19 protein-coding genes and 1 pseudogene are annotated in these 20,686 nt (G+C 71.6%); 9 read left to right on the top strand and 11 right to left on the bottom strand.

Annotation, left to right across the window (positions count from 1 at the left end; genetic code table 11):
• On the top strand, nt 1-776 hold a 776-nt coding region (locus tag ABD481_RS31780), incomplete at its 5' end, for a PASTA domain-containing protein (RefSeq protein WP_344669504.1).
• A gap of 131 nt (nt 777-907) precedes the next feature.
• Here the strand turns inward: ABD481_RS31780 and greA are convergent.
• Nucleotides 908-1,402, bottom strand: a complete 495-nt coding sequence (greA, locus tag ABD481_RS31775; RefSeq protein WP_344669503.1) for a transcription elongation factor GreA — start codon at nt 1,400-1,402, stop codon at nt 908-910.
• Nucleotides 1,403-1,526: 124 nt separating this feature from the next.
• On the bottom strand, nt 1,527-1,925 hold the full coding sequence (locus tag ABD481_RS31770; RefSeq protein ID WP_344669502.1) for a DUF4307 domain-containing protein: 399 nt from the start codon (nt 1,923-1,925) through the stop codon (nt 1,527-1,529).
• Between the two features lie 101 nt (nt 1,926-2,026).
• On the opposite strand from ABD481_RS31770, the pseudogene mca reads away from it, so the two are divergent.
• Nucleotides 2,027-2,896, top strand: a pseudogene (mca, locus tag ABD481_RS31765) (mycothiol conjugate amidase Mca); the annotation flags it as partial.
• Nucleotides 2,897-3,080: 184 nt separating this feature from the next.
• Nucleotides 3,081-3,380 (top strand): hypothetical protein, encoded by a 300-nt coding sequence (locus tag ABD481_RS31760; RefSeq protein WP_344669501.1) that lies wholly within the window; start codon nt 3,081-3,083, stop codon nt 3,378-3,380.
• 154 nt (nt 3,381-3,534) lie between these two features.
• On the opposite strand, the gene arfB is transcribed toward ABD481_RS31760, so the two are convergent.
• Nucleotides 3,535-4,029 carry an alternative ribosome rescue aminoacyl-tRNA hydrolase ArfB gene (gene arfB / locus ABD481_RS31755; protein WP_344669500.1) on the bottom strand — a complete coding sequence of 165 codons (495 nt, stop codon included), beginning with the start codon at nt 4,027-4,029 and terminating at the stop codon, nt 3,535-3,537.
• 66 nt (nt 4,030-4,095) lie between these two features.
• Between arfB and ABD481_RS31750 the strand changes: the two genes are divergently transcribed.
• Complete coding sequence (locus tag ABD481_RS31750; protein WP_344669499.1) at nt 4,096-6,021, top strand: neutral/alkaline non-lysosomal ceramidase N-terminal domain-containing protein; 1,926 nt, start codon at nt 4,096-4,098, stop codon at nt 6,019-6,021.
• Nucleotides 6,022-6,146: 125 nt separating this feature from the next.
• Here ABD481_RS31750 and ABD481_RS31745 read toward each other — a convergent pair whose 3' ends face one another.
• The 3 genes from ABD481_RS31745 to ABD481_RS31735 are packed head-to-tail and all read right to left on the bottom strand — an operon-like array spanning nt 6,147 to nt 8,052.
• The gene (locus ABD481_RS31745; protein WP_344669498.1) at nt 6,147-6,842 is read right to left on the bottom strand and encodes a hypothetical protein; all 696 of its coding nucleotides are present in this window, start codon (nt 6,840-6,842) and stop codon (nt 6,147-6,149) included.
• On the bottom strand, nt 6,839-7,696 hold the full coding sequence (locus ABD481_RS31740; protein WP_344669497.1) for an ABC transporter ATP-binding protein: 858 nt from the start codon (nt 7,694-7,696) through the stop codon (nt 6,839-6,841). Before ABD481_RS31740 ends, ABD481_RS31745 begins: the two co-directional genes overlap by 4 nt.
• A complete protein-coding gene (locus tag ABD481_RS31735) occupies nt 7,693-8,052 on the bottom strand; it encodes a GntR family transcriptional regulator (protein WP_344669496.1) in 360 nt (119 codons plus the stop codon). Before ABD481_RS31735 ends, ABD481_RS31740 begins: the two co-directional genes overlap by 4 nt.
• 150 nt (nt 8,053-8,202) lie before the next feature.
• On the opposite strand from ABD481_RS31735, the gene ABD481_RS31730 reads away from it, so the two are divergent.
• Both ABD481_RS31730 and ABD481_RS31725 read left to right on the top strand, forming a co-directional pair.
• Nucleotides 8,203-8,721: a SigE family RNA polymerase sigma factor gene (locus ABD481_RS31730; RefSeq protein ID WP_344669495.1), complete on the top strand. Its 519-nt coding sequence runs from the start codon at nt 8,203-8,205 to the stop codon at nt 8,719-8,721.
• Nucleotides 8,718-9,626: a SecDF P1 head subdomain-containing protein gene (locus ABD481_RS31725; RefSeq protein ID WP_344669494.1), complete on the top strand. Its 909-nt coding sequence runs from the start codon at nt 8,718-8,720 to the stop codon at nt 9,624-9,626. The genes ABD481_RS31730 and ABD481_RS31725 overlap by 4 nt, the downstream gene beginning before the upstream one ends.
• A gap of 7 nt (nt 9,627-9,633) precedes the next feature.
• Here ABD481_RS31725 and ABD481_RS31720 read toward each other — a convergent pair whose 3' ends face one another.
• The 3 genes from ABD481_RS31720 to ABD481_RS31710 form a co-directional block, all read right to left on the bottom strand.
• Complete coding sequence (locus ABD481_RS31720) at nt 9,634-11,016, bottom strand: L-serine ammonia-lyase (RefSeq protein ID WP_344669493.1); 1,383 nt, start codon at nt 11,014-11,016, stop codon at nt 9,634-9,636.
• Between the two features lie 110 nt (nt 11,017-11,126).
• Nucleotides 11,127-13,535: an ABC transporter permease gene (locus tag ABD481_RS31715; RefSeq protein ID WP_344669492.1), complete on the bottom strand. Its 2,409-nt coding sequence runs from the start codon at nt 13,533-13,535 to the stop codon at nt 11,127-11,129.
• Between the two features lie 79 nt (nt 13,536-13,614).
• Nucleotides 13,615-14,448 (bottom strand): ABC transporter ATP-binding protein, encoded by an 834-nt coding sequence (locus tag ABD481_RS31710; protein WP_344669491.1) that lies wholly within the window; start codon nt 14,446-14,448, stop codon nt 13,615-13,617.
• 174 nt (nt 14,449-14,622) lie between these two features.
• Between ABD481_RS31710 and ABD481_RS31705 the strand changes: the two genes are divergently transcribed.
• Both ABD481_RS31705 and ABD481_RS31700 read left to right on the top strand, forming a co-directional pair.
• Nucleotides 14,623-15,879, top strand: coding sequence for a sensor histidine kinase (locus ABD481_RS31705; protein WP_344669490.1), 1,257 nt, complete (start codon nt 14,623-14,625; stop codon nt 15,877-15,879).
• Nucleotides 15,879-16,655: a response regulator gene (locus tag ABD481_RS31700; protein ID WP_344669489.1), complete on the top strand. Its 777-nt coding sequence runs from the start codon at nt 15,879-15,881 to the stop codon at nt 16,653-16,655. Before ABD481_RS31705 ends, ABD481_RS31700 begins: the two co-directional genes overlap by 1 nt.
• Nucleotides 16,656-16,778: 123 nt before the next feature.
• On the opposite strand, the gene ABD481_RS31695 is transcribed toward ABD481_RS31700, so the two are convergent.
• Together ABD481_RS31695 and ABD481_RS31690 are read right to left on the bottom strand one after the other, a co-directional pair.
• A complete protein-coding gene (locus ABD481_RS31695; RefSeq protein WP_344669488.1) occupies nt 16,779-19,334 on the bottom strand; it encodes an ATP-dependent Clp protease ATP-binding subunit in 2,556 nt (851 codons plus the stop codon).
• A gap of 120 nt (nt 19,335-19,454) precedes the next feature.
• Nucleotides 19,455-20,309 carry a cytochrome P450 family protein gene (locus ABD481_RS31690; RefSeq protein ID WP_344669487.1) on the bottom strand — a complete coding sequence of 285 codons (855 nt, stop codon included), beginning with the start codon at nt 20,307-20,309 and terminating at the stop codon, nt 19,455-19,457.
• On the opposite strand from ABD481_RS31690, the gene ABD481_RS31685 reads away from it, so the two are divergent.
• Complete coding sequence (locus tag ABD481_RS31685; RefSeq protein WP_344669486.1) at nt 20,308-20,658, top strand: UBP-type zinc finger domain-containing protein; 351 nt, start codon at nt 20,308-20,310, stop codon at nt 20,656-20,658. The genes ABD481_RS31690 and ABD481_RS31685 overlap by 2 nt on opposite strands.
• The last annotated feature ends 28 nt before the right edge of the window (nt 20,659-20,686 follow it).

The following is a 20,686-nucleotide window of genomic DNA, read 5'->3' as shown; positions in this document are numbered from 1 at the left end:
CCACCAACACCTCGGCCCCGTCCACCGGCACCATCTACTTCACCGGCGGTGCGGGCGGTGTGGGCGGTGCCGGCGGCGCCTCGGGCCCGGCGGCGCACGCGGGCGGCCGCGGCGTGTCCCCCACGTCGCGGACCGATGCCGCGCGGCGGCGGACCCCGGTGACCGCGGCCGCCGCCGCGCCGGCGTTGATCGGGCTGGCCATCGCGCTGGTGGTGAACACCTCGGGCGCGTCGCCGAAGTCCGGCGGCCCCGGGACCGGCCCGGGCGCCGCCCAGCCGGTCGACCTGCCGACCAGCGTCGGGACCAGCGACTACGGGTCGCCCGACGACTCGACGTCCAGCTCCAGCGCCTTCTACCCGCACTCGGCCTCCTCGCCGCACGGCCGCGGCTCGGGCTCCGGCTCCGCCACCGCCTCCGGCACCGCGCCGCTGGGCGGCAACGGCACGCGCAGCTCCGCCCTCAGCCCGCCGTACAGCTCCCTGGACGGGTCGTCGAGCGCGTCCACGACGACCCCGGGGGCCAGCCCGTCGTCGACCACGAGCGGGCCGACTCCGCCGTCCTCGACGAGCAGCAGCGCGTCGACCGTGCCGGTCCCGGACGTCACCGGGAAGACCGAGGGCACAGCCCGGACCATGTTGACCAGTCAGGGTTTCCAGGTACAGGTCGGGACCAAGGACAGCGGCACCGGGGGCACGTGCACCGTCGGCTCGCAGAACCCGAGCGGGGGCAACGCGCTCTACGGCTCGACCGTGACCATCAACCTGACCTGCGCCTGAGTCGGTCTCCGGAGGTCCGGGGGCGGCTCGTTCGGCCCCGGGCACGACAAAGCGGCCCTCGCTCCGCCGCGAGGGCCGCCCCGGTCGTCGTTCCGGCCGCACTGCCGCACTGCCGTACGGTCGTGCTCCCCTCAGCCCGTGTACGGCTTCGCGTCGAGCACCTTGACCATCATCGGCTTGCCGTTCGGCAGCTCGTAGACGGCCTGCTCGCCGACCTTCTTGCCGTTGAGGGCGCCGCCCAGGGGGGACTGGGTCGAGTAGACCTCCATGCCGTCCGCGGCGTCCTCGCGGGAGCCGAGCAGGAAGGTCATGGTGTCGTCCTCGTCGCCGTCGAAGGCGATGGTGACGATCGCGCCGGGGACCGCCACGCCGGACTCCACGGAGTCGCCGACCTTGGCGTGCTCCAGGAGCTGGGTGAGCTGCCGGATGCGGAGCTCGATCTTGCCCTGCTCCTCCTTGGCCGCGTGGTAGCCGCCGTTCTCACGCAAGTCCCCCTCTTCGCGAGCGGCTTCGATCTTCTGCGCGATCTCGACGCGGCCCGGTCCCGACAGGTGCTGCAACTCGGCGGTGAGCCGGTCGTAGGCGTCCTGGGTCAGCCAGGTGACGCTGCCGTTGGTCTGGGTCACGGGTACTCCTAGGGTTCTACTGGTTAGAGGGGCCGTGCTTCAGTCACGCACAGAATGGCGATCGTAACAAGGAGCACGGACAGATAACGCCGGGTTATCGACGGTTGTCGCCCGGGTGAGCCGGCTAGGTGAGCCGACACTCCACGACTTCGCCGGTGATGGCCCGGCTGCTGGTCTTCACCGTCGCCGTCAGCTCCCGGCTGGGTCTGCCGGCCGCCACGGGTACCTCCAGGCGGCCGACCTCGTCGCCGTTCGAGGAGCGGGCCCGCACGGTACAGGTCGCGCCCCGGTCGCTATGGCGGTTGTCCACCTGGAACCGGACGTCGACGCTGTGGTCGGAGGAGACCTGGTAGCCCAGCACCGTCGCGGTCAGGGTGGGGGTGGCCTGCCTCAGGCCGATGTACGACACCACGCCGGTCAGCGCCAGCACGCCCGCCACGCCGAGCGCCACCCGGCCGCGTCCGGACAGGCCGGAGGAACGCGCGTACCGCGCGACCACCTCGTCCTGCTCCTCGGACGCCACCCCGGTTCACCTGGCTTTCCCGTTACCGTGCGCGCACCGGATGTGCGCAGTGTCGGACCAATGCGTCAGTATATTCGGGCGGCTACTGATGGAGGAACACCGTGACGCACGAACTGCGCCTGATGACCGTCCACGCGCACCCGGACGACGAGTCCAGCAAGGGCGCGGCCACCAGCGCGAGGTACGTCCGCGAAGGCCTGGACGTGCTGGTCGTCACCTGCACCGACGGCTCGCGGGGCGACATTCTGAACCCGCAGCTGAAGCGGGACCCGGCGGTGCAGGCCGAGATCGAGGCCAACCTGCCCGAGGTCCGCGCCAAGGAGATGGACGCCGCCCGCGCCATCCTCGGCGTGCGCCAGGAGTGGCTGGGCTTCGTCGACTCCGGCCTGCCCGAGGGCGACCCCCTGCCGCCGCTGCCGGAGGGCTGCTTCGCCGTCCAGGACGTCGAGGCGGCGGCCGAGCCGCTGGTGCGGCTGATCCGCGAGCAGCGCCCGCAGGTGATCGTGACGTACAACGAGAACGGCGGCTACCCGCACCCCGACCACATCATGACGCACAAGATCACCATCGCGGCCTTCGACGCGGCGGGCGATCCGGACAAGTACCCGGCGGCCGGCGCGCCGTGGCAGCCGCTGAAGCTGTACTACGACGTCGCGTGGTCGATCGCGCGGATCGAGGCCGAGCACCAGGAGATGCTGGACCGGGGCCTGGAGTCGCCGTACTGGGAGCTGCTGAAGGAGCGCGAGGGCTGGCCGCAGCGGGAGATCACGACCCGCGTCCCGGTGGGCGAGTTCTTCGAGATCCGCGACGCGGCCCTGAAGGCGCACGCCACGCAGATCGACCCGGACGGGCCCTTCTTCCGGACGCCGAACGACATCCGCCGGGCCGTGTGGCCGACCGAGGACTTCGAGCTGGCGCGGTCGCTGATCGACACCACGCTGCCCGAGGGCGACCTGTTCGACGGCGTGCGGGAGTACGAGGCACGCGGGTCGCTCGGGGCGGCCGGGTCGGGCGGGGCGGCCGGGTCGGGCGGCGTCTCCGGGACCGCCGAGGTGGACGGCGTGGTCGCGGTGGACGAGGTCGGCGAGGTGCTGGAGGACGGCACCGGGCAGGGCGCGCACGAGCCGGCCGGAGTGTGCTCGTAGACTGCCTGGCATGAACGCTGTGTCCGGATTGCTCACTCCCTCGTCGACGCTGCTCGCCGACAGCAACAGCCTCGACAAGACCAAGCCGGGGCTGGTCGCGTTCCTGATCATCCTGGTGATGGGGTTGGCGCTGTGGGCCCTGTTGAAGAACATGGGCAAGCAGCTGGGACGGGCCAAGGACCACTTCGAGGCCGAGGACGCGGCGCTGGCCGCCGCCGAGGCCGCGTCGGTCGGCAAGGCCGAGGCCGTGGCCGAGGTGCCGAAGCAGGACGGCCCCAAGGAACCGAAGAAGGACGCCGCGACGGAGTAGCGGGGCGGGTGCGGTCAGCACCCGCCGGCAACCTCGGCAGCCCGAGCAAACTCAGCAGTCCTGAGCAACCCTGGTAGCCCGAGCAGCCCTGGCGGCCCTGAGCAGCCCCGGCGCAGGCGCCCAGCAGCCTCAGCAGCCTCAGTAGTCGTCAGCCTCAGTAGTCGTCGACCCGGCGCCGCATCTGCTTGACCTGTCCCCGCCGCGCCTTGTTCTCCAGCCTCCGGCGCGTCACCCCCGCCGGCGTCTTCTTCTCGCGCCGGGGCGGCGGCGGAGGCGCCAAGGCCTCGGCGAGTGTGAACGCCAGCCGGTCGCGTGCGGCCTCGCGGTTCTGAAGCTGGGAACGCTGCTCGCTGCTGGTCACCGTCAGCACTCCGTTGACCAGTCGGCCCGCCAGTCGCTCCAGGGCCCGCGTCTTCAGCCACGGTGCGATGGCGTCGCTTTCGGCGACGTCGAACGACAGCTCGGCCCGGCTGTCAGTGGTGTTCACACCCTGACCCCCCGGCCCGGCGGACCGGGAAAAGCGCCAGAACAGCTCCGCGGCGGGGATCGTCAGCTCGGTGAAGACTCGCGGAGTGCGCGCGGACGGGGGCACGGCTAGGTACCGGACCGTCAAGGGTCCGTTCACTCCGGTCGTGGTCTCGTCGGCCATACCTCGATGGTCTCACCGGAGGGGTGCCCTTGACACCGGTTATCCGGCGCACGGACGCTGACCTCCATGACCTTCCTGGCCGGGCGCGGGATCGCCGACATCACCGGTGAGATAGCCGAGATCGGGCTGCTCGGGTACGGGCTGCCCGACCAGCAGGCGGAAGGGCTGCATACGCGGTTGCGGGCGCGTGCGTTCGCGTTCGCGCACGGCGGGCGCCGTCTGCTGCTGGTGGTGTGCGACCTGCCGTTGGTCTTCAGCAGCGTGACGCAGGCGGTGGTGGCTCGTCTCCCCGCCGCCTACACCGAGGCCAACGTCGTGATCACCGCCACCCACACGCATTGCGGCCCCGGCGGCTACTCGCACCACGCCGTCTACAACGGCAACACCGGCGGCTTCCGTCCGCAGACCTTCCGGGCCATCGTCGACGGCATCCTGGAGGCCGCCCGGCGGGCCATCGCGGACCTGGAGCCCGCGACGCTGAGGCTCAACCACGGCGAGTTGCAGGACGCGAGCGCCAATCGGGCGCTGCGGGCGTTCGAGCGGAACCCGGACGCCGACAAGGTCCACTTCCCGAAGGCCGTGGATCCCGCCACCACCCTGCTGACCATCGAGCGGGACGCGGAACCGGTCGGCGTCGTGAACTTCTTCGCCGTGCACGGCACGAGCATGACGAATCGCAATCGTCTGATCTCCTCGGACAACAAGGGCTACGCCGCGTACCACTGGGAGCGCCGGGTCGCGGGGATCGACTATCTGGGCGAGAGCGACGATCCCGGCCTGATCGCGGCGTTCGCCCAGACCAACGCCGGCGATCTGTCCCCCAATCTGAACCTGCGCCCCGGCAGCGGGCCGACCGAGGACGAGTTCGAGAACACCCGCGTCATCGGCATGCGCCAGTACGAGGCGGCGGCCCGGCTCCTGGCGGCGCGGGACGAGGCGGAGGTGCTGGAGGACGGGCTGGACTGCCGCCTGATCCACCTGGACCTGGCTTCCGTCCGAGTCGGCGCCGCCTTCACTGGCGACGGCCTGACCCACCACACCTCGCACGCGGTCCCCGGCGCGACCGCCTTCGCGGGCGCGCTGCCCGACGGGCCCACCGGCTGGCGGTTCGTCGGCGCCGAGCGCAACCTGGTGCTGGATGTGGTGTCCCAGCAAGCGATCTACCGAGTGTCCCGGCGTCTGCGCGACGCCCAGGCGCCGAAGACCCTGGCCGGTCCGGTCAGCCTCCTGAATCGGGTGGTGCCGTTCGGGCAGGAGGTGCTGCCGATCCAACTGGTGCGCATCGGCAGCCTGTACTTGCTGTGCCTGCCGTTCGAGGTGACGATCGTCGCCGGCCTGCGCCTGCGCCGGACCGTCGCGGGCGTCATGGGCACCGATCTGGACCACGTGCTGGTCGTCGGCTACGCGAACGCGTACGGCCACTACCTCACGACGCCGGAGGAGTACGACGCCCAGATGTACGAGGGCGCCAGCACCCTGTTCGGCCGATGGCAGCTCCCCGCGATCCAGCAGACGGCCTCGATGCTGGCAACGGCCATGCGCGACGGCCGCCGGGTGGATCCCGGCACGCCGGCGCCCGACCTGTCGGCCCGGCGGCGGCACCATCCGGCGCGTCCCGGTCCGGACGAGCCGCACTCGCACCGGGAGATCGGCCAGCAGCTGAGCTTCGTCTGGGACGGCCGGATCGCGACGGCGGAGTTCGTCGGCGTGCATCCCGGCAACGACCCGCGGCGCGGCGGCACCTACTTCGAGGTCCAGAAGCGCGAGGGGCTGTATTGGCGGCGCGTGGCCGACGACGCCGACTGGTCGACGCGGCTGTACTGGAACCGGCTGCCGTCGGAGCGGGGCACGACGCGGTCGACCGTCCGGATCCAGTGGCACGTTCCGCTGGAGACGCCGCCAGGCCGGTATCGCTTCGTGTACCGAGGCAATACCGGCCTGGCGAGGTTCCAGGGCAAGAGCCAGGAGTTCGACGTCACCGACGAGTCCTGATTCGCCGACTCACGATTCGATGAGTCCTGATTCGCCAAGTCCCGAATCACCGAACCCTGAATCACGGAACCCTGATTCGCCGTCCCGCCCCAGACCGCCCGGGTGTTCCCGTGTTCCCCCTCCGGCTACACCCGGGCGCGCTTCATGAGCAGGACCCAGCCGGTGCCGAACAGCGCCACCAGGGCCAGCGGATACAAGGCGAAGTCCGCCAGCATCGGCTGGGAGCCGAAGAAGTGGACCACGCTGCCGCCGGCGTGCGTCAGCGTCAGGACGATGATGGTCAGGGCGGCCAGGACCGCCGTGGCGACGGCGAAGACCCACAGGCCGATCTGGCCGAAGGCGCGGAAGACGGCCGCGACGCAGGCCATCGTGGTCGACAGCACCGCCATCGGGACGCCGTAGACGAGGAACTGGCTGAACACGTTGTCCTGATGGACGTGCGGCAGGTTCAGCAGCCGGGTGTGGACGAACCAGCCGTGGGTGGCGGTCTCCAGGCGGCTCAGCACGGTCAGGCCGGCGCCGGCCACGACGGCCTCGACGAAGATGATCGCCGCGGTGGCGCGGATGAAGGCGCCGCGGGTCACCGACAGGGCCATCGCGAACGGGAAGACCTGGTTGATCAGCCACGGCTGCATGCCGATGCCCGACAGGTAGAACGCCGTCAGCGCCCCGGTGACCCGCTTGTCGTAGGGGACCTGGTGGGCGACGCCGAAGATCGCGGCGACCATCAGGATGGCGATCATCAGGCTGAACCAGGGGAGCGCGAACGTCTGCCTCAGCTTCAGTGTCTGGATGCGGAGCGCCTTCTCGGTCGGGCTCATGTCCGGTCCCCCCGGTTGGTGGTCATCACGATCAGTTCTTGCAGCGACAGCGGTTCGACGGTGACGCCGGCGGCCGGGCGTTCGGGCCGCTGGGTGAGCACCACCCGCAGGTGGCCCCCGAGCTGGGAGCGGTGCAGCGGCGCGGCGCCGTCGGCGTAGGCGGCGACCGCGTCGGCCGGGCCGGAGACGGACACCGCGCGGCCGCGCAGGTCGTCGGCGTCGGCGTCGATCAGCACCTTGCCGCCGTCCATCAGCACGACGTGCTCGATGAGGTCCGCGACCTCGTCGATGAGGTGGGTGGAGAGCACTATGGTGCGGGGGTGCTCGGCGAAGTCCGCGAGCAGCCGGTCGTAGAAGATCTGCCGGGCCACGGCGTCCAGGCCGAGGTAGGGCTCGTCGAACAGGGTCAGCGGGGCCCGGGAGGCCAGACCGATGACGATGCCGACGGCCGAGAGCTGGCCCCGGGAGAGCTTCTTCAGCTGGCGGTTGGCAGGCAGGTCGAAGTCGCGGACCAGGCGCGCGGCGAAGTCGGCGTCCCAGCTGTCGCAGGCGATCCGGGCCGCGGCCAGCGCCTCGCGGAGCTTGAAGTAGGACGGGTACTTCAGCGACTCGCGGATGAAGCACACGCGGCGCAGCACCGCGTCGTTCTCCCGCGGGGCGTCGCCGAACACCTCGACCTGTCCGGAGCTCTCGAACTCCTGCCCGGTCAGGATCCGCATCAGGGTGGTCTTCCCGGCCCCGTTGCGGCCCAGCAGGCCGTGGATGGTGTTCTCCCGCAGTTCCAGGCCGACGCCGTGCAGCGCGGTGTGCCCGCGGTAGCGCATCGTCAGATCCTTGACGAGCACGGCGCTCATCGTCCCTCTCCCCACTTCTCGATCAGATTCTTGACGTCCTCGGCGTCCAGCCCCAGCCGCCGCGCCTCCGCGAGCAGCGGCTCCACGAAGTCCCGCCCGAAAGCCTCCCGCCGGCGATCGAGCACCCGCCGCCGGGCGTCCTGAGCCACGAACATGCCGATTCCCCGCTTCTTGTAGAGGATCCCGTCGGTGACCAGCTGATTGACGCCCTTGGCCGCGGTCGCCGGGTTGATCCGGTGGAACGCGGCCAGCTCGTTGGTGGAGGGCACCTGCGTGTCCGCGGCCAGCGAGCCGTCCAGGATCGCGCCCTCGATCTGCTCCGCGATCTGCTGGAAAAGCGGACGGCCCTCGTCCATCAGCGGTTCCCTGGTTCATTACTCATGTAACTAACCATGCAAGCGGGTGGGTGTTGATGTCAAGCGAGTGGGGGTGGGGGTGCGGGGCGCGGGGCCGGCAGACGGGAGCGCCGTTGCAACCTTTCGAGCCCCCGCGACGGTTAGCTCCTCATGAAACGCAGACCACCACCGTCGGTGGAGCCGGGTTTCGCGGAGTTCGTCGCGGCGCGCTCGGCCGCCTTGTTCCGCACCGCGGTGCTCATCGCCGGCGACCGCCATGTCGCCGAGGACCTGGTGCAGAGCGCGTTGGAGCGGGCGTACCGGCATTGGGGCCGGGTCTCCGGGATGGACGCTCCCGAGGCGTATGTCCGGCGGATCCTGGCGAATCTGGCCGCCGACCACTTCCGGACCGCGGGGCGCCGGCCGGTGGAGCTTCTGGACCAGGACGGCGCCGCGCCCGACGTCTACCCGCACGTCGACGAGCACGTCGCCGTCATCAGTGCCCTGCGGGAACTGCCGCCGCGCATGCGCACCGTGCTGGTGCTCCGCTACTTCGACGACCTGACCGAGACCCAGGTCGCCGAGATGCTGGGTATCGCGGTCGGGACGGTGAAATCGCAGGCGGCGCGCGGCCTGGCGAAACTGCGGGAATCCATGGACCGGTCGGAGCAGGAGGAGCGAACAGCGTGATGGACAGCGTGGACATCGAGGAGAGGCTGCCCGAGATCCTCACCGCCGAGGCCGACCGCTACGAGCTGCCGGTGTTCAGCGCCCAGCACATCGCCGAGAGTGCGGTGCGCAAGGGGTTCTGGCGGCAGCGGAAGGTGCTGCTGCTCGCCGCGGTCGGGCTGCTCGGGACGACCGGCGCCGGCGGTGCGGTGATCGCGGCGGCCGGTCATGAGGCGCACGACCGGGTGACGGTCACCTTTCGCCTCAACGAGACGTTCCCTTATCCGCCCACGGCTCCGCCGGCCGGCGGCGTGCAGGAGTGGCTCCGGAACCGGGTCCACGCCGAAGGGCTGAAGGACGTCGACATCACCGTGCGCCAAGACCGGTTCGCGGTGGCGGTCAAGGGCCGTGCCGCCGATCTCGAACGGCTCCGGATGCTGGGGCTGCCCGGCCACCTCTCGCTGCTGCGGGTGTGGTCGTCGGGCACGGTTCCGACGTCGGCGCAGCACTGCACAGAGCTGCAGAAGTTCGGTCCGGCGCTCCAGCTCTGCGATTCCTCCGGAACCGCCGTCAATGTCTCGGGCGAGCGCGACAACGCCGATCTGCACGTCGTCGAGGCGCACGCCGAGCAGCGGTCGGCCGGGCCCGACGGCTGGACCGTCGTGACCCGGCTCGACGCCGCCGGCGCCCAGAGCCTCTCCAACCTCTCCGGCCAAGTCATCGGCGCTCACGAGCGCATGTGGCTGAGCGTGGACGCCACCGTCTACGGCCAGCCGGCCCTCACCGATGCGGCGCGGGACGGCGTGGTCGAGTTCGGCAGCGGGTTCACCAAGCAAGAAGCGACGGATCTGGCGACCATCCTGATGACCCCGGGCTACGACGCCCTGGCGAACGCGGACACCACCGTGACCGTCACCGGCGGCTGAGCCGGTCTCAGCACTCGATGACGTTCACCGCGAGCCCGCCCCGCGCGGTCTCCTTGTACTTCACCGACATGTCCCGCCCGGTGTCCTTCATCGTCTTGATCACCTTGTCCAGCGACACGTGGTGCTTGCCGTCGCCGCGCAGCGCCATCCGCGCCGCGGTGACGGCCTTCACCGCGGCCATGCCGTTGCGCTCGATGCACGGGATCTGCACCAGCCCGCCGATCGGGTCGCAGGTCAGGCCCAGGTTGTGCTCCATGCCGATCTCGGCTGCGTTCTCCACCTGCTCCGGCGTCCCGCCGAGCACCTCGGCCAGGCCGGCGGCGGCCATCGAGCAGGCCGAGCCGACCTCGCCCTGGCAGCCGACCTCGGCGCCGGAGATCGAGGCGTTCTCCTTGAACAGCATGCCGACGGCGCCGGCCGCCAGCAGGAAGCGGACCACGCCGTCCTCGTCGGCGTCCGGCACGAAGTTCACGTAGTAGTGGAGAACCGCCGGGATGATGCCGGCGGCGCCGTTGGTCGGGGCGGTCACGACCCGGCCGCCGGCGGCGTTCTCCTCGTTCACCGCCATCGCCCACAGCGTGGCCCACTCGTTGGCGTGCATCTCGCGGTTGCCCTCGGCGCGCAGCGTGCGCGCGATGCCGGGCGCGCGGCGCCGCACCTTCAGCCCGCCGGGCAGGATGCCCTCGCTGGCGATGCCGTCGGCCACGCACTCGCGCATCACCTGCCAGATCTCCAGCAGCCCGGCGCGCACCTCGTCGCCGGTCCGCCAGGCGAGTTCGTTCTCCAGCATCAGGCTGCTGACGCTGTAGCCGGTCTGGCCGGTCAGCTCCAGCAGCTCGGCGCCGGTGCGGAACGGGTACTTGAGCACGGTGTCGTCCAGGACCACCCGGTCGGCGCCGACCGCGTCCTCGTCCACCACGAACCCGCCGCCGACCGAGTAGTAGGTCTTCTCCAGCAGCGGTCCGCCGTGCCCGTCATAGGCGAACAGCCGCATGCCGTTGGAGTGGTACGGCAGCGACTTGCGGCGGTGCAGCAGCAGGTCCACGTCCTCGCTGAAGGAGATCTCGGCCTCGGCGCCCCGCTCGGCCCCGAGCAGCCGCAGCCGGCCGCTGGTCCGGATCCGCTCCAGGTCCGGCTCCACGCCGCGCACGTCCACAGTGGCCGGCAGCTGACCCTCCAGCCCCAGCAGCACCGCCTTCGGCGTGCCGTGGCCGTGGCCGGTGGCGCCCAGGGAGCCGAACAGCTCGGCCCGGACCCGCGCCACCTTGGGCAGCAGGTCCTCGTTGTCCAGGCGCTTGGCGAACATCCGCGCCGCCCGCATCGGGCCGACGGTATGCGAACTCGAGGGCCCGATGCCGATCGAGAACAGGTCGAAAACACTGACCGCCATGGGGATGCCTCTCACGCCTTTGTGTTGAGGAGAACGCCGGAATGCCGACCATCCGAGGGTATCAACCGGAGATGGTCGGCATTCTGAACGGGAAAGGCAACAAAGAGTGACTATTCGGTGCGAAGCGCCGTCGCTGTCCGCGATCGTGCTGCCCAGCCCGCCGGGAGCAGCGCCCCGACCAGCGCGATCACGATCCCGCCGGCCAGCAGCGGCACCACCAGCCCCGGCGTGTAGGCGCGCACCACGCTCGGGGGCAAGTGCATCCCCACCGCGCTCTGCATCGGATTCAGCGTCATCCGCTCCAGCACGGCGCCGATCGGCACCCCGATCACCCCCGCGATCAAGCCGCTCAACGCCACCGACGTCATCACCATCGTGACGGTCTGCTTCGGTGTCATCCCCAGCGCCTTGAAGATGCCCAGGTCGTGGATCCGCTCCCGGGTGTCCTGCACCACGGTGTTCAGCACTCCGAGCGCCGCCACCAGCACCAGCATCGCCGTCAGCGTGGCCACCAGCGCGCTCATCACGGCCACCACGTCCGAGCCGCGCCCGCCGCTGTTGCTGTCGGGCTCCGCGTTCAGCGGCGCCAGCGCGGTCCGGGCCGAGGCGGCCCAGGTCGGCCCGTCGACGTTCGCGCCGAGCCGGACGTTGAACTGGTCGATGCGCGGCGTCAGGCCGCCGGCCGTGAACGAGGCGGCGTCGGTGGCCACGATCCGGCCGCCGTCATGGGTGTCGAAGTCGATGCCGACGACCTTCAGCGGCAGCTGCTTGTTCTGCTGCACCACCGTGATCGTGTCGCCGACGTGGAGCCCGGTGGCCGAGGACAGCCGGTCGCTGACCACGGCCTCGCCGGGCGCGGAGTACCACCGGCCGGAGAGCAGCTCCAGGTTGGTCCACGACAGGTCGCCGACCACTGTGTCCACCTCGGTCTGCGGCGGCGTGCCGATCACCGTCGCGCCGCTGTCGCCCCAGCCGAACGCGGCCTTCGTCCCCGGCACCGCCGCGATCGCGGCGGCCACCTTCGCTCCGTCCAAGTGCGGGGTGTTCGCCCCCGAGGGCCCGTGGAGGGGCTGTCCGTCCGGACCGTTCTGCACCGCTGGGACCACGAGCAGCGACGCCGTGTTGAACCCGCCGGTCCGCTGGTCCTGGAAGTGCGCGAAGGAGACCTCCAGGCCCATCGCGAAGGTGGTGCTCACCGCGCCGAACAGCACCGCGCCGCCGACCAGCGCGGCCCGCGCCGGCCGCGCGAACGGCAGCGCCAGCCCGAGCGAGATCGGCCGCGGCAGCGGCAGCCGGGACGCCAGGCGCTGGGCCGCCCGGCCCCGGTCGGCCTTCGGCGCCCGGCCGACGACCAGCGTCTGCGCGGCCGGCAGCCGGCCGGCCCGCAGCGCCGGGATCGCCGCCGTGACGCCGACGAGCACCAGCGTCCCCAACGGCACCAGCAGGTTGACCCACAACGGCAGGCTGGTGCCCGCCGCGCCCACGTCGTGGCTGGTGCCGCTGAGCACCGGCACCGACAGCAGATTGCCGAACACGGTGCCCAGGACCACCCCGACCGTCGCCGGGACCAGCGCCTGCGCCGCGTAGGCGCGCGCCACCTGCCCGGGCGTGAAGCCCAGAGCCTTCAGGATCCCGATGCGCCTGATCGCCGACACCACTGCGCCGCTCACCACAATCGCGATGATCAGCACCGACAGGAACAGGCCCAGCACGCCGAACACGATCAGGAACGGCACGAACGCCTTCGCGTTGCCGGTGGCCTGCTCCCGCTCGGTCAGCCAGGACTGCGTGCCCTCGACCGAGCCGGCCGGCGCGACCGCGGCGATGGCCTGCTTGTCGGCGGCCACCTCGGTGTCGGTGCCGGCGTGCGCGAAGCGGTAGAGCATCATCGAGTCGCCCGGCGCCCCGGCGGCGGTCAGCCGCGCGAAGCCGTCGGCGGTCACGAACCCGGTGGCGGTCGAGGTCAGCGAGTTCGCGCTGCCGACGACGGTGAACGTCGGCCGGCCCGGCAGCGACGTGAACACCACGCTCTTGCCGGCGCAGTCGGCCGGCCACTGGGTCAGCACGATCTCGTTCGCGGACGTCGGCCACCGGCCGTGGTCCAGGACCAGCTGGTCCATCGGCGAGTGCGCGAGGTCCGGGCGGGTGCTGACGGCCGCCGACGGCGCCTGGGTCCCGGCGAACGGCATCCCCGGGCCCAGGGTCGCGTCGCAGTCCGGGCCGATGGTGGTGTCCAGGTTGCTGGTCACCGGGTAGGGGCCGGCGGCCTCGGTGACGCCCGCGGCGTGCGCGGTCGACGCGATCTGCGCCGCGGTCGCCTTGCTGCCGTCGAACTGCACCGCGAAGTGGGCGGCGTGGCGGCTCGCGAAGGCGTGGTCGAACGGCGCCTGCACGACCGTGAGCAGGCCGAGCGACAGCACCGAGGAGGTCACGGCGGCCAGCGTCGTCAGAGCCATGACGAAGGACTGGACCCGGCGCCGGCCGATGCCGGAGCGCACGATCTTGCCGAGCGGGCTCATCGGGTCACCGCCAGCAGGAAACGCGCCATGGCGCGGAAAGCGGACTCGAAGAGTCGGCGCGGGATCGGACGGCGGAGGTTCATCGGACAGCCTCGGTCGAGCCCGGGAGCCCGCTCAGGCCGGGAAGCCCCGGAGCGTTCGCCGCGCCGCCGTCGCGCGAGAACGACGGTGCGGATGACGGGGCGGACGACGGTGCGGACCCCCGCGCCGCGCCGTCGCCCGCTCCGCCGGAATGCTCGACGTCCCGCACCACCGCGCCGTCCACCAGCTCGATCGTCCGGTGCGCGGTGCTCGCCGCCAGCTCCACGTCGTGCGTCACCAGCAAGATGGTCTGGCCCTCGGCGTTCAGATCCAGCAGGAGCTGCCGCACATCGGCCGCCGACCGCGAGTCCAGGGCCCCGGTCGGTTCGTCGGCCAGCAGCAGCGCGGGCCGGTTCATCAGGGCCCGGGCCACCGCGACCCGCTGGCGCTCGCCGCCGGACAGCCGCTGCGGATAGGCCTTGGCGTGCCGGTCGATGCCCAGCGAGCCCAGCAGGTCCGCGGCGCGGCGGCGGGCCTCGCCCTTGCCCATCCCGGCCAGCTGCGCCGGCACCAGGACGTTGTCGAGCACGGTCAGGTCGTCGAGCAGGTTGAAGAACTGGAAGATCATGCCGATCGAGGCCCGCCGGAACCGGGCCGAACCGGCCTCCCCGAGCTGGTCCACGCGGGTCCCGTCGACCGTCACGGTGCCGCTGCTGGGCCGGTCCAGCCCGGCGATCAGGTTCAGCAGCGTGGACTTGCCGCTGCCGGAGTGGCCCAGGACGGCCAGGCATTCGCCGGCGGCGACGGTGAGCGTCACCCCGGCCAGGGCGGGCGGGCCGTCGTCGTATCTCTTCGTGGCCTCGGCCAATTCGATCATCGGCGCATTCGTCATGGTAGGGAACCTATGAGCGGACCGTGATCGGCCGCGTCGGCCTCGGTCATGAATTCCCGTACATCCCTATGCCTACGAGGCGGCCGTGTCATCCCGTGGATGTATCCCGCAGGCGTACGCCGCCGAGCGCGGGGGCGGATGCCGGCGGCCCCGGCGGCTTGCGACACTGAAGCCGTGAACCGGGGTGATGAGGGGCGGATTCGAGTCGTGTGGGCCGCGCTGCGCCGCCGTACGGGGACGCCGCCACACCTGTCGCGGTGGACCTGGGCCGCCGATGTCGCGCTGGCGCTGGCCATGGTGGTGGGCACGATCAACAGCGGCTACCACCACGCGGACGCCCCGCTCGACCACGGGCCCTTCTACAGCATCGACCACGTGTTGGTGGTGGGCCCGCGGGACACCTTCTGGACGGTGATGACGGCGGCGCCCCTGGTCCTGCGGCGGCGGTTCCCGCTGGCGACCTTCTGGACCGTGTTCGGTGCGACGCTGACGCTGCAAGCGGACATCATGGACGAGAACCAGACGGCGCTGTTCACGATCGTGTCGTGTGTCATCGCGGCCTACAGCGCGGCGATCTACACGCCCTACCGGTCCGCCATGGTCTACAGCCTCGGCGGCGGCGCGGTACTGCTCGCGCTGCTGCGCGGCGGCGACATCCCCAACGTCACCCGCAACTTCCTGCCCTTCCTGTTCCTGGTGCCGGTGGTCCTCGGCGCCAACGCCATCGGGAACTGGAAGCAGCGCGTCCACGACCTGGAGTCCGAGCGCGAATCGGAGACGCTGCGCGCGGTGGAGCAGGAACGCGCCCGGATCGCGGCCGAGCTGCACGACGTCGTGTCGCACAACGTCAGCGTGATGGTGGTGCAGGCCGGCGCGGCCCGCAAGGTGCTGGACAAGTCGCCGGACCTGGCCCGCGAGGCGCTGCTCGCGGTGGAGGACAGCGGCCGGGCCGCCATGGCCGAACTGCGCCACGTGATGGGGCTGCTCACGATGACCTCCCAGGGCGGCGACCCGGCGGGCAGCGCCGACCTGGCCCCGCAGCCCGGGCTGGACCAGATCCCGGCCCTCGTCGAGCGCATACGCAACGGCGGCGTCCGGGTGGACCTCACCATCGAGGGCGAAGCGGTCGCGCTCCCGTCCGGACTGGACCTGGCGGCCTACCGCGTGGTGCAGGAAGCCCTGACGAACGCGGTGAAGCACGCGGTGGGCGCCCTCATCCGGGTCACCCTCGACTACAGCCCGCAGCGGCTGCGGGTGGACGTCGTGGACACCGGCGGCTCGACGTCGTCGAGCGCCGCGACCGGCAACGGACGCGGCTTGGCCGGCCTGCGCCAGCGGCTGGCGGTCTATGGTGGGACGCTGAGCGCAGGGCCCCGCCTGACCGGCGGCTACATGGTGAGCGCTGTGATTCCACTGGGGGAGGCCGCGTGATGCCTGGAGTCGGCGTGCGGAACGGGGAGGGGTTCGGGGGCGGGAGCGGCGACGGCGGCGGAGGTGCGGGCGCAGGCGAGGACGGGACGCGCGCGCTGCGCGTCGTGATCGCCGACGACCAGGTCCTGGTCCGCACCGGGTTCCGCATGATCCTGATGTCCGAGGGGATCGACGTCGTCGGCGAGGCCGCCAACGGCGAGGAGGCGCTGCGCGTCGTCGGCCAGGCGCGGCCGGACGTGGTGCTGATGGACATCCGCATGCCCGGGATGGACGGGCTGGAGGCCACCCGGCGGATCCTGGCCGCCGGCATCACCGGCGCCGACGACGCCGAACCGCCGCGGATCATCATCCTGACGACCTTCGACCTGGACCAGTACGTCTACTCGGCGATCACCGCCGGCGCCAGCGGGTTCCTGCTGAAGGACGTCAGCCCCGAGCACCTGGTGGCGGCCGTCCGGATGGTGCGCGCCGGCGACGCGATGCTCGCCCCGGCCATCACCCGGCGGCTGGTCGAGCGGTTCGCGGTCCCGACCGTGAACCCCCGGACCGAGGCCCTGCACAAGGACCTGGCGACCCTGACGCCGCGTGAACGCGAAGTGCTCGGCCTGCTCGGGCGCGGACTGTCCAACTCGGAGCTGGCGGCCCGGTTCCACCTGTCGGAGGCGACGGTGAAGACCCACGTCGCCCGGATCCTGGCGAAGCTGAACCTGCGGGATCGGGCGCAGGCCGTGGTGGTGGCCTACGAGACCGGGCTGATCAAGCCGGGATCGCTGTGACCGGCAGGATCGCTGTGAACACCGGGATCGCTCTGAACGACACCGGATCGCCGTGAACACCGGCGTGCCGCCGACCCGTCAGCGGGATCGGCGGCACGCGCGGCGGCGGTCGGCGAAGCGCGGCTACTTGCCGGCCGCTCCCGCCTTCACCTTCTCCTTCACCTTTTCCTTCGCCTTCCCGTTCGCCGTGCCGTGCTTCACGCTGCACACCAGGTGGTCGTCGGTCTCGTCGGCCACGATCACGTCCCCGGGACTGGTGTCCCCGGCCAGCAGCAGCGTCGCGACCTTGTTGTCCAGCTCCGACTGGATGGTGCGGCGCAGCGGCCGCGCCCCGAACTCGGGCTTGTAGCCGCGCTCGACCAGCCAGTCCTTGGCCTTCTCGGTGACCTCCAGGCCCAGCTCCTGCGCCTTCAGCCGGCGGCGCGAGCCGTCCAGCATCAGGTCCACGATGTCGCCGAGGTCCGCCTTGCCCAGCGACTCGAAGATCACGACCTCGTCGAGCCGGTTGATGAACTCCGGCGGGAAGAACTCGCGGACCTGCTCCATCAGCTGCTCGCGGATGTCGTCGGTGTCGCCCTTGTGGGCGAGGATCAGCTGCGAGCCGATGTTCGACGTCATGATCACGACCGTGTGCCGGAAGTCGACGGTGCGCCCCTGGGCGTCGGTGAGCCGGCCGTCGTCGAGCACCTGGAGCAGGGTGTTGAAGACGTCGGGATGCGCCTTCTCCACCTCGTCGAACAGGATCACCGAGTAGGGCTTGCGGCGCACCTTCTCGGTGAGCTGGCCGGCCTCCTCGTAGCCGACGTATCCGGGCGGGGAGCCCAGCAGCCGGGACACGGTGTGCTTCTCCTGGAACTCGCTCATGTCGAACCGGACGAGCCGGTCCTCGTCGCCGAACAGCAGCTCGGCCAGGGCCTTGGCGAGCTCGGTCTTGCCGACGCCGGTGGGCCCCAGGAACAGGAACGAACCGGTCGGCCGGTCCGGATCGCCCATCCCGGCCCGCGACCGCCGCACCGCCTGCGCGATCGCCGTCACCGCCTCGTCCTGGCCGACCACGCGGTCGTGGAGCGCGTCCTCCAGCTTCAGCAGCCGCGTCTTCTCGTCCTCGTTCAGCTGCGCCACCGGGATGCCGGTCCGCCGGGAGACGATCTCGGCGATGTCGTTCTCCGTCACCTTCAGCGCGCCCTCGCGGCGCTCCTCGATGGTCGCCACCTCGGCGCCGAGCTGCTCGATCTGCGCCTTCAGGTCCTTGGCGCGGTCGTAGTTCTCGCCGGCGACCGCCTCGTCCCGCTCCCGGTTCAGCTTGGCCAGCCGGTCCTCGCGCTCCACCGCCTCGGTCGACTTGCCCAGGTTCCGGATCCGGATCCGGGCGCCGGCCTGGTCGATCAGGTCGATGGCCTTGTCCGGCAGGAACCGGTCGGAGACGTAGCGGTCCGACAGCTCGGCCGCGGCGGCCAGCGCCTCGTCGGTGAACTTCACGCCGTGGTGCGCCTCGTACCGGTCGCGCAGGCCCTCAAGGATCTGCACGGTCTCCTCGACCGTCGGCTCGGACACCAGGACCGGCTGGAAGCGGCGCTCCAGCGCGGCGTCCTTCTCGATGTTCTTGCGGTACTCGTCGATCGTCGTGGCGCCGATGACGTTCAGCTCGCCGCGCGACAGCGCCGGCTTCATGATGTTGCCGGCGTCCATCGACCCGTCGCCGCCGGAACCGGCGCCGACCACGGTGTGCAGCTCGTCGATGAACAGGATCGTGGAGTCGGCGGCCTTGCCGACCTCGTCGATGACGTTCTTCAGCCGCTCCTCGAACTCGCCGCGGTACTTCGACCCCGCGACCAGCGCCGCCAGGTCCAGCGACACCACCCGCTTGCCCTCCAGCGTCTTCGGCACGTCGCCGGAGATGATCCGCTGGGCCAGGCCCTCGACGATGGCCGTCTTGCCCACCCCGGGGTCGCCGATCAGCACCGGGTTGTTCTTGGTGCGGCGGGACAGCACCTCGACGGTCTGCTCGATCTCGTCGGCGCGCCCCACCACCGGGTCGAGCTTGCCGGCCCGGGCGTCCTCGGTCATGTCCCGGCCGTACTCGTCCAGCGTCGGGGTGTCCGACGGCTGCTCCGGCCCGGTCGGCAGGCCCTCGGCGCGCGAGGCTTTGGTGACCCGCTTGCCCAGGTCCTTGGCGTCGACCTGGGTCCCGCCCAGGATGTGCCCGGCCCCGGAGTCCGGGTCCTCGGTCAGCGCCGCGAGGATGTGCTGCGGGCCGATGAACGAGGTCTCGGACGCCTGGGACAGCGCGTGCGCCCGGATCAGCACCCGCTTGGCGGCCGGCGTCAGCCCCGGCTCCGCCGACGGCGTGCCGGCCGAGGCCGGGAGCGACTTCTCGATGGTCGCGGCCAGCCGGTCCGGGTCGACGTTCGCCGCGGCCAGGACGCCGCGCGTCGGCTCCGTCTGCGTGGCCGCCCACAGCAGGTGCTCGGTGTCCAGGTCGGAGCTGCCGTCCTGGGCGGCGCGCCGGGAGGCCCGCGAGATCAGGTCGCGGGCCGACTCGGTCAGGAGCCGGCCGATCGGGACGCGCTGCACCCGCGGCGGTGCGTACTCCGGGGACATCCCGAAGAACCGGTTGAGCAGGTCGTTGAAGGGATCGTCGGAGCGGTCGAAGAAGCCGCCGAAGGAGCTCGTGGACATGCCTCCAGAGAACACCTGATAGGTACGGCCCGCATGGCGAGACTGCGCCGAGCGGGTAGCCGCCGCGCTCGGCGCTGCTCGTCCGCGAGCACGTCTTCAGCGGAGTGCCTCAGGAGCGTCTCAGTCGGCAGGCCCTTCGGCCGAGCCGTTCTCAGCCGGCGCATCTTCACTCAGCGCGCCTTCGGCGAGCGCCAGCGCGAGGGCCCGGCCCGGGCAGACCCGCGGACCGTGCCCGAAGGCCAGCCCGAGCGGTCCGACCTCCAGCAGTACCGGCTCCCCGGCCGGGATCTCGGTGTCCCCGACGCGGGTGGCCGTGCGCGCGATGCGGCGCATGACCTGCACCGGCGGCTTGGCGTGGACAGCGGCGGCGACGTCGCCGGTGTCGCGGGCGGCGGCGATCAGCGCCGCGGTGGCGTCGCAGGCCTGGACGAGGATGCCGACGCGGTTGGCGGCCTGTTCGGGGTCGGGGGTCCGCATCAGCGGAAGCAGGAGGCGGACCGCGCCGTCGGCGGCCGGGTCGTCGCCGCCGAAGTAGTTCGCGGCGACGGTGCGCAGTGCCTCGATCGCGGAGTCGTCCAGGTCCGGCAGGCCCATGGCGCGGGCGAGCGTGCGCAGGATCAGGGCGCGGTCGTCGTCGGCAGTGGTACTGGCCGCGAGCCGGCGCAGCTCGCCGACATCGATGCGGGCCAACTCCGTCTCCACATACGCCCGCCGCCGAGCGTGGACCGCGCCGTGTGCGAAGCGTGCGACGGTGGCCCGCAGCCAGGCCATCGTGCCCTCGGGGCCGGTCTCGACGGGCAGCGGCACCAGGCCGGGGTCGGCGAGGGCCTGCTCGATGTCCGCGCGTGCGGTGAACGTGACCATGGATCGACGGTACGGCCGGATCGCTTCGGCCGGCCCCGAAGTCTCCCGGGCGCCGGTCTCGGTGAAGATCGAGAAGCGCTGCCACCGCGCGCCCGGTAGCGTCGTCCGCATGTCCATCCCTGGAGTCGAGCCCACCGTCCCGCCCAGCGGCACCGGCTGCGTCGAGTGCGACGCGACCGGCGGCTGGTGGGTCCATCTGCGCCGCTGCACACAGTGCGGCCACATCGGCTGCTGCGACAACTCGCCCGAGCAGCACGGCCGCAAGCACGCGGCGGACACCGGCCACACCGTCATCACCAGCTTCGAACCCGGCGAGGACTGGTTCTACGACTTCAGCAACGACAACTTCTACGAGTCCGGACCCGCGCTGGCGCCGCCGGACAGCCGCCCCGCGGACCAGCCGGTTCCCGGCCCGCAGGGCCGCGTGCCCGAGGACTGGCGCAGCAAGCTGAACGGCTGATCGCGGCCCCGGGCCCAGCCCCGGCCCG

Source organism: Catenulispora yoronensis, from assembly GCF_039531695.1.
Taxonomy (GTDB): Bacteria; Actinomycetota; Actinomycetes; order Streptomycetales; family Catenulisporaceae; genus Catenulispora; species Catenulispora yoronensis.
The sequence above is the reverse complement of the archived record's forward strand: the minus strand, read 5'-3'. Positions and strand labels throughout refer to the sequence as shown.